Origin of the sequence: Intestinimonas sp. MSJ-38, from assembly GCF_018917925.1 — a bacterium.
GTDB lineage: Bacteria > Bacillota > Clostridia > Oscillospirales > Butyricicoccaceae > Pseudobutyricicoccus.
The window spans coordinates 1-5,272 of record NZ_JAHLPO010000047.1 but is presented as its reverse complement, the minus strand read 5'-3'; the positions used below and the strand labels follow the sequence as shown (position 1 = coordinate 5,272).

The window sequence follows — 5,272 nt, the reverse complement described above, 5'->3', positions numbered from 1 at the left end:
AATCTATTATTTCAACAATGAACGACCCGTCCGCAAACTAAAAGGAAAACCACCAGTCCCATATAGAACAGAACTGGTGGCATAAGAAATTTTGTGTCTACTAACTATTGACTACTTCAGATGAAAGATCGGCGGGCTTTCTTTCTATTTTTCCGCCAGAAAGACAAGGGGAAGGGCGCAAACTCCAAACAGTGCCGGAAACCAAAGATAGGCGCCGCTGACGAGAAAAGCCGGCGTGATCTCCTTGTACATCAGCGCCGCAGCGAAAGGCATCACAGAAAAAGCCAGCAGGCCCAGAAGAAAAACGCCGACGGCCCAAATCTTTTTTCTTCGCTGCCAGAGCAAACCTGCCAAACCAAGGAGCAGCATGCCGGGCAGCCAAAGCAGATTGTTTTCCAGTACCTTGGCTCCTCCCTCTCCCAGGCGGGAAAGGAGGAAGGCAAGCACAAGCCAGCCCAAGGAAGCACACACCAGCTCCCAGAGCGGGCGGCGGCAGAACGCCGTGAAAAAGAGCATGGCCAGCATCAGAAGCGCTCCCAGGCCGCAATACCAGAAGCTTTCCACCCGGAAAGCCAGGCTCCCTTCTTGCAAAAAACCAGAAATTCGGGGCCACAACCCATAGAGCAGTCCCCCGGCTCCTCCCAGAATCCACAGGATGCCCTTCCCCCAGCTTCCCATGGCTTTATCGGGCAGGAGGAGCAGCGCCGCCCCCCATACCGGACAGAGGGAGATAAATGCCGTTTCATAATAGAAAAAGCCCAGATGGAAATAAATCCCTGGAATTTCCATCAGGCCGGAGACGATCTTCTCCAGCAAAACAGCAAAAAGAAGCAGGAAAAAGATCCCCTCCAGGTAGATCAAAATGCCCCGGCCCTCCCGGCGGCTGTAAAGCATCCACAAGGCCACTGCCGCCGGGAAAAAGGCCAGCCACATCCCCCGGCTCCACTGGCTCACCATCTGAGAGACCACCATGGCCCACTGCGGCGCCTGGTAATTCTGGATCAGGCGGTGGAACAAGCCGCTCCAAAGGCCCACCGTATTCAGCAGCACAGCGCACAAAAGGCCGAACACCGGCGCTTTCCAATCGAATACCGTAGTCCTTTTCATTTTGTTCCCTCCTTACCGATCCCTACATACACCACATTTATGTGTTTTCCATTATGTTCTTTATAGCGCAATCATCTAGCAGAAACAGTCATTGTTGCACTCTCATTATGATACGACAACTTTGCCTGCGGGCTATCGGCCGCTACAAAGAACCAAGCACTCGGCCTAAAGGTATAGGTGACACTACAGGATGTCCCACCTAAATTTCCATGGCTATATGTGTCATTCATGATTTGAATGTCTTGCAGTTCCTCTCTGAATCCACTTGCAGACACAGGTGTATGAGTCGGTTTTGATACAGAAGTTACTGCGCCGGTACTCGTATTGAATGTAAACGAACACGAAACTCTCAACGAAATATATCCATTATTATTTAATTGAGAAATTCCCGGATAGAACTCTGACGGTTCAACCCCGCCATCCCACCTGCAATATTTGTAAATTGTCTCACTATGTAACTGCGTACCATCCATCCCCCTCGCACCCATTTGTACAGAATCATCGAAGCGCTTAATTGTTCCCACATTTTCTACGCAGAAAGTGTAAAATTCATCCCATGCTTCATGTTGGAAGCATTCCCGTGCTGTCTGGAAGAAATCATCTGTTATATCTTCTCCCGCATGACTCAGGGCGATCACATTTTCAGGGTCACTCAAAAAGATTTCGTTTATATTATTTGCAAAAGAAGTAGTGTCTACGCCTACAAGTTCTATTCCTTCGCTCACCCCCCTAAGATGCCAGTGCTCACACTTGTGAGAAGCACTAACATGGAGAGAAAATATGCTATGCCTTTCTTAATTTGTTTCATTTTATATCTCCCTTCGTTCCTTTTGTAACTGTGTACTCTTGTCCTTATGCAGCTGTTGCTGTATAAACCGGATCACTCCCTCCTAAATATCCAAAATCATACTCCTTATCATACCCTGCAAGATATCCTGTGATATGCATCGAGAAGTAGAAATTCGCTGATAACCGATCAGATGCTACTGTAACTCGTGTCGATGGAGTCCAGTACCGATACTCTACTGCTGTGCTGGTCCCGCTCAAATCAGTACGCCGTACCGCTCCTAGCTGAAACGGTCCCGATGTTGTAGTAATTCTCATGGTATTGGGATCGTAATAAATTGTTCCCGACAACTCACACTCGAAAATTACAGTCACAGGCATTGGGATATTGGGATCTGGATTGGTTGGATGAAACACACCATCTCTAATTATTTCCTTTACCCATGTTTTTGCAAGATCTCCTGATCTACTTTCATGCCAAACCTCTGTCGTTTTTTCAATTATAGATATGTCATTCACAAAATATGTAATTATATTCTCGTAGTCTCTTTTTTTCGCATATTCTTGAACATCTCTTTTCCTCCTTTTCAATTTATATAAATACTACTTTAATTCAATGATATTTTAATTTGATATCATTATATGGTATATCATATGGTAAATCACTTTCATTGTCAATCTTTTATTTTCTGGAAATGTCATTTTTTTAATATACATAAAACCCGCCGGGGTAACGGCGGGTCTTATGTGTGTGAGCGGAACACTCACGGCTGTGCCCCGGCGGGGCGGCGAGCGCTTTTTCTCACCGGAAGTTTTTCTGCTGGGAGCGCAGAAACTCCAAAAAATCCAACAGGCTTTTGCGCTCCGCCGGGGGCAGAACACTAAATTCGGCACACAGCTTTTTCAGCGTTCCCTCTTCCCGCAGCTGGGAACAGCCCAACAGATAGTCCACCGTCACGGTAAAAAGCCGTCTCAACTATGCCCGGCAGAAGCTCCGCCAGCAAGTGCTGGACAAGGAAGAGCGGGACGGGGTCCGCTATCATGGCGCCATTCCCTTCTCCCTGCTGTTTTCCCGGCTGCTGGAACAGATTTCCGCCCCGGAAGCAAAAGCGCAGATCTGGCAGGGGGTGGAGAAAGCTCTGGGGGCTGCCGTGGCGGCCGGAGCAGGAACCGCTGCGGCCGGTGCTTTGGGCACCGGTGCAGGAGAAGCCGCCAAAACCGGGCTGTTTGCCACCATCAAGGCCAAAATCATTGCCGGTGTGACAGCGGCCGCCGTGGTCACCGGCGGCGCTGTGGTGGTCATTTCCAATCTGCCCGACCCCATCGCCTTTTCCGATCCAGCCATGGAGCAGAATATCCGGGTACTCATCCACAAGCCGGAAGGAAAAATCTATCCGAAGGATTGCCAGGAGCTTTCCCACCTCACCATCCTTCCCGACGGCTTTATCGTGGAAACAGACAACGCATTTTACAACGATCCCCACCCGGAAGAGGGCACTGTGCCGGTAGAGAGCCTGGCCGATCTGCAAAAGCTGCCCCAGGTGACTTCTCTTCAGTTTATCCAGGGGGATGCCCAGCCCCTGCTGGACACTCTGGGAGAAAATCCCTATTTACAGGAAGTGGACGCCACCTGGCGGGACACCCAGGACCTTACCGACCTTTCTTTTGTGCAGGATCTTCCCAATCTCCGCAACCTGTACTGCACCATTGGGGACAATGTGGATCTGACTCCCCTTCAGAATTGCCCCCAGCTGGAGGCCTATTCCTCTTCCATGGGGCAAAACCCGCCTTCCGTCCCGCAACTGGACACACAGGCATTCATGGATACCTACACCCATCCGCTGATGAAAGTATACTCTTTTATCCCTTGTGCGCCGTTTTCCACGCTTTGATCCCCTGATGCAGCATGGTGAAAAGAGCGGCTCCCACACCACAGACGGCAGCGCTGTAAAATTCTACAAACTGCTCGATATAATAATTGACGGCTCCTACATCGCTTTGCAGCCAGAAGGGCAAAATGGCAAGACCTCCGGCCAGCATGGGAATACCCACCACCAAAATATATTCCTTCCAGTTGATTAGCCCTACTGCGGCCAACGCCAAAGCAGCCAGATACGCTACCCGTCCCACTTTCCGGCCGAGGCTTTTCAGCTCCTCCGACCGCTGGGCCGTGGCTGTGTAATGGGTCTGGTCAATCTCTTCTCCCCGTTCCAGCGCCGCTTTCATCTGTCGGAACTCCTGTGCTGCATCCAGCTGCAGCTTGGCCCCGGTCCCTGCCAAACCGGCATAAACCAAAAGGAACAGCAATCCCAGAATACAAATCAGTTTCTTCTTCATTGCCTTTCCCTCTCTTTCCTATATATTTAGTAATGCTTATTATATTAACAGCATATTCCACTTCCCGCTCTTTGTCAAGCACCCTTGTGGTATTTTTGTGATATCTTCCCTTTTTGTTGTTGCTTTTTGCCAAAATTCCGATATACTGAAAGTAACCTTACAGCAGGTGAACTCCATGAAAAAAGAACACAGCCCGGATTCCGGGCATTCCTTCGAGGACTATTTCAAACGAGCCATCAGTCCTATGCTGGTGCTCCATCTTCTTTCCCAGCAGCCCATGTATGTCTACCAGATGCAGCAAGAACTTTCCCGCCGCAGTCAAGGCCGGTACACCCTTTCCCTTCTTTATCCGGTGCTCTACCGGCTGGTCAAGCTGGGTTATGTGAAAGAAGACGGAAAGCAAATCTCTCCGGACAACCGGGTGCGGCAATATTATGCCATCACCCCCACCGGGACAGACTATCTGGCTGATCTCCGTGGAGAATATCAGGAGCTCCAGCTTGCAGTGCAGCAAATTGTGGAAGGGGAGAAATCCACGTGAAAACCAAAGCCGCCCATTCCATCCAGAGTTATCTCAGACAGGTCAAACCCTATCTGGCCGACTGCCCCTCCAAGACCCGTCGACAGCTTTTGTCCGGCTTGTCTCAGGAACTGGAGGAATACGCTGTTCAGCATCCCACCGTCTCTCTGGAAGAACTTTCTGCCCGTTTCCGTTTGCCGGAAGAAACCGCCCAGGAGCTGCTTCTGGGTGTGCCTCTGCCCGTGCAGGCGGCCAGTCGCCAGTTAAAGCTGCTCATGCTGCGGGCCTGTTTGCTGGTGACCGGCACATGGCTGTTCCACCTGGTGTTTCTCCAGGGCTATCTGCGGTAACCGCCCTGCAAAAACATTTCTCTTTCTATTGCAAAAGCGCCCAAAGGGCGCTTTTCAGACTGTCGAAAAACCTATATAACGAAAAGGGTCGTCCGCCCTACCCCTATAAATCCGCAAAAAGCCGCGACCTGTGCGTGGCTTTTTGCACTTCTCAAGGGCGGGGCGCCCCGCT

Annotated in this window: 8 protein-coding genes; 3 read left to right on the top strand and 5 right to left on the bottom strand. The window is 50.4% G+C overall.

What is annotated here, in order from left to right:
• Positions 1-144: 144 nt before the first annotated feature.
• From KQI26_RS14785 to KQI26_RS14770, 4 genes are all read right to left on the bottom strand, one after another.
• Positions 145-1,107, bottom strand: coding sequence for a hypothetical protein (locus tag KQI26_RS14785; protein ID WP_216505012.1), 963 nt, complete (start codon positions 1,105-1,107; stop codon positions 145-147).
• Positions 1,108-1,178: 71 nt separating this feature from the next.
• On the bottom strand, positions 1,179-1,832 hold the full coding sequence (locus KQI26_RS14780) for a hypothetical protein (RefSeq protein WP_216505011.1): 654 nt from the start codon (positions 1,830-1,832) through the stop codon (positions 1,179-1,181).
• Between the two features lie 127 nt (positions 1,833-1,959).
• On the bottom strand, positions 1,960-2,484 hold the full coding sequence (locus KQI26_RS14775) for a hypothetical protein (RefSeq protein WP_216505010.1): 525 nt from the start codon (positions 2,482-2,484) through the stop codon (positions 1,960-1,962).
• A gap of 211 nt (positions 2,485-2,695) precedes the next feature.
• On the bottom strand, positions 2,696-2,869 hold the full coding sequence (locus KQI26_RS14770; RefSeq protein WP_216505009.1) for a hypothetical protein: 174 nt from the start codon (positions 2,867-2,869) through the stop codon (positions 2,696-2,698).
• 28 nt (positions 2,870-2,897) lie between these two features.
• Here KQI26_RS14770 and KQI26_RS14765 point away from each other — a divergent pair, with 28 nt between their 5' ends.
• Positions 2,898-3,785 carry a hypothetical protein gene (locus KQI26_RS14765; RefSeq protein WP_216505008.1) on the top strand — a complete coding sequence of 296 codons (888 nt, stop codon included), beginning with the start codon at positions 2,898-2,900 and terminating at the stop codon, positions 3,783-3,785.
• Here the strand turns inward: KQI26_RS14765 and KQI26_RS14760 are convergent.
• Positions 3,754-4,230 (bottom strand): hypothetical protein, encoded by a 477-nt coding sequence (locus KQI26_RS14760; RefSeq protein WP_118748389.1) that lies wholly within the window; start codon positions 4,228-4,230, stop codon positions 3,754-3,756. The genes KQI26_RS14765 and KQI26_RS14760 overlap by 32 nt on opposite strands.
• 175 nt (positions 4,231-4,405) lie before the next feature.
• Here KQI26_RS14760 and KQI26_RS14755 point away from each other — a divergent pair, with 175 nt between their 5' ends.
• Positions 4,406-4,771, top strand: a complete 366-nt coding sequence (locus KQI26_RS14755; RefSeq protein WP_118748390.1) for a PadR family transcriptional regulator — start codon at positions 4,406-4,408, stop codon at positions 4,769-4,771.
• Positions 4,768-5,100 carry a hypothetical protein gene (locus KQI26_RS14750; protein WP_216505007.1) on the top strand — a complete coding sequence of 111 codons (333 nt, stop codon included), beginning with the start codon at positions 4,768-4,770 and terminating at the stop codon, positions 5,098-5,100. Before KQI26_RS14755 ends, KQI26_RS14750 begins: the two co-directional genes overlap by 4 nt.
• The last annotated feature ends 172 nt before the right edge of the window (positions 5,101-5,272 follow it).

Excerpts from the sequence above, each read along its gene's own strand:
- KQI26_RS14785 (WP_216505012.1), bottom strand. The coding sequence starts at position 1,107 with ATGAAAAGGACTACGGTATTCGATTGGAAAGCGCCGGTGTTCGGCCTT.
- KQI26_RS14760 (WP_118748389.1), bottom strand. The coding sequence starts at position 4,230 with ATGAAGAAGAAACTGATTTGTATTCTGGGATTGCTGTTCCTTTTGGTT.
- KQI26_RS14755 (WP_118748390.1), top strand. The coding sequence starts at position 4,406 with ATGAAAAAAGAACACAGCCCGGATTCCGGGCATTCCTTCGAGGACTAT.